This is a genomic window from Calidithermus terrae, assembly GCF_003574345.1.
GTDB classification, from domain to species: domain Bacteria; phylum Deinococcota; class Deinococci; order Deinococcales; family Thermaceae; genus Calidithermus; species Calidithermus chliarophilus.
Window position 1 is genome coordinate 1 of sequence record NZ_QXDL01000373.1, and the last position, 1,990, is coordinate 1,990.

The 1,990-nt window shown below is 72.1% G+C and carries 1 protein-coding gene and 1 pseudogene; one reads left to right on the forward strand and one right to left on the reverse strand.

What is annotated here, in order from left to right:
* Positions 1 to 230: 230 nt before the first annotated feature.
* Positions 231 to 1,019 (reverse strand): PhzF family phenazine biosynthesis protein, encoded by a 789-nt coding sequence (locus Mterra_RS20830; protein WP_119316824.1) that lies wholly within the window; start codon positions 1,017 to 1,019, stop codon positions 231 to 233.
* Between the two features lie 45 nt (positions 1,020 to 1,064).
* Between Mterra_RS20830 and Mterra_RS20835 the strand changes: the two are divergent.
* Positions 1,065 to 1,990, forward strand: a pseudogene (locus Mterra_RS20835) (ATP-dependent nuclease subunit B); the annotation flags it as partial.

The window sequence follows — 1,990 nt, forward strand, 5'->3', positions numbered from 1 at the left end:
GCAGCGGTGAGCTGTCGATGGGGTTGATTGTCGATAGCCGGTAGCCAAAAGCTCGTGGCCTGTGGCTGGTGGTGAAAGGAACCCCTCCCCGGCGGCGGGGAGGGTTTATCCCCCCCAGCCCCCCTTGTTAAGGGGGGTAAAGAAAGGGCGTCTTGCGTCTTGCGTACGACGTACGACGTAGGACCCGCGCCCGGCGTTGGGCTATCGGCTATCAGCTATGGGCTATCGACCTAATCCACCAACTCCGCCCGCATCACCGTGACCGCCTGCCCCTGGATGAACACCCGGTTATCGGCCAGCGTCACGCGCAGCTCGCCGCCGCGGGCCGAGGCCTGGTAGGCCATGAACTCCTTCTTGCCCAGCTTGGGGGCCCAGTACACCGGCAGGGCGCAGTGGGCCGAGCCCGTGACCGGGTCTTCGGGGATGCCGATGCCGGGGGCGAAGTAGCGGGAGATGAAGTCGTAGCGGGGGTCGTCGGAGCGGGCGGTGACGATGAGGCGGCCCGGGGCCACCTGCGCGAGGAGGCTGAGGTTGGGGCGGAGCCTGCGCACGGCGTCGGCCGACTCGAGCTCGGCGAGGAAGCGCACCGGGGTCTTGCCGGTGAACACCGGCTTGACGCCGATGGCCTCGAGCAGGGCGGGGGAGAACTCGACGGGCATCACCGGCTCGACGGGGAAGTTCATCTCGATCCAGTTCCCGGCCCGCACGGCGGTGAGCAGGCCGCTGAGGGTGTGGAACTCGAGCATGGGGCTGCGGCTGTGGCCCTCCTCCCACAGCACGTGGGCGCTCGCCAGCGTCGCGTGCCCGCAGAGGGCGATCTCGGCCTCGGGGGTGAACCAGCGCAGGCGGTAGCCGCTGGGCTCAGGGTGCAAGAACGCGGTCTCGGAGAGGTTCATCTCGCGCGCGACCGCCTGCATCCAGGCGGCAGGCCGCGGGGCCTCGAGGATGCACACGGCGGCCGGGTTCCCGGAGAACGGCCGGTTGGTGAAGGCGTCAACTTGGACGATTCGCAGACCCATAGCGCGGTACCCCCGACAGCATACCCGGCTGGGTAGACTGTCGGTGTGCGTTTGATCGTCGGTCCACCGGCCTCGGGGCGAACCGGGCTGCTCCAGGAGCGCGCCGCGGAGGCGCTCGGGGCCCGCAAGCGCGTGTGGTGGCTGTGCCTGCCCCACCAGCGGTCTTACGTCTACCGGAGGATGGCCGGGGCGGGGGCGGTGCTGGGGCTCGAGGTGCTCTCCTTCCAGCAGGCCTACTACCGCCTGCTGGCCGCCAGCTACGGCCTGCGCCCCATCCTCACCGGCCCGGCCCGCGTCGCGCTGGTGGGGGAGGCCCTGCGCAGCGAGGCCCAGACCCTGCCCAACCCCGGCGAGGCCCGGCTGTTCGCCCGCGCCGTGGCCGAGGCCAAGCGCTACGGCGTGCGCCCCGACCACCTCGCCGCCCCTGACCTCGAGAGCCAGCGCTTCAAGCGCGTCTTCGGGCGCTACGAGGAGCTCAAGGCCAGTTGGGGCCGCTGGGACTACGACGACTTCCGCGACGCGGCGGTGCAGCTCGTGGAGGCCGCCCGCTTCGAGCCCCCCGCCGACGTGGTGATCGCCGACGGCTTCCGCGAGCTGCTGCCTCTGGTGCTGCGCTTCCTGAAGGGCCTGGGGCAGGTCGTGGAGGTGTGGGCCGCGCTGCCGGAGGCCCCGCCCGGGCACGCGCCCCTCGAGGTGCTCCCCCCGGCGGCGGGGGCCTGCCGCGCCGAGGTCTTCCGCGCCCCCAACCCGGTCGCCGAGGCCCGCTGGGTGCTGCGCTCGCTCAAGCGCGACCTGGCCCAGGGGATGCGCCCCACCGAGGTGGCGGTGGTCGCGCCCGAGTCCCGCCTGGCGGCCCTGATGACCCTGGCCGACGAGTACGGCGTGCCCCTGGTGGACTACACCCCCCGCACCGCCGCCGACACCCCCGAAGGCCGCCTGCTGCTCGACCTGCTCGAGCTCCCCGACTACCC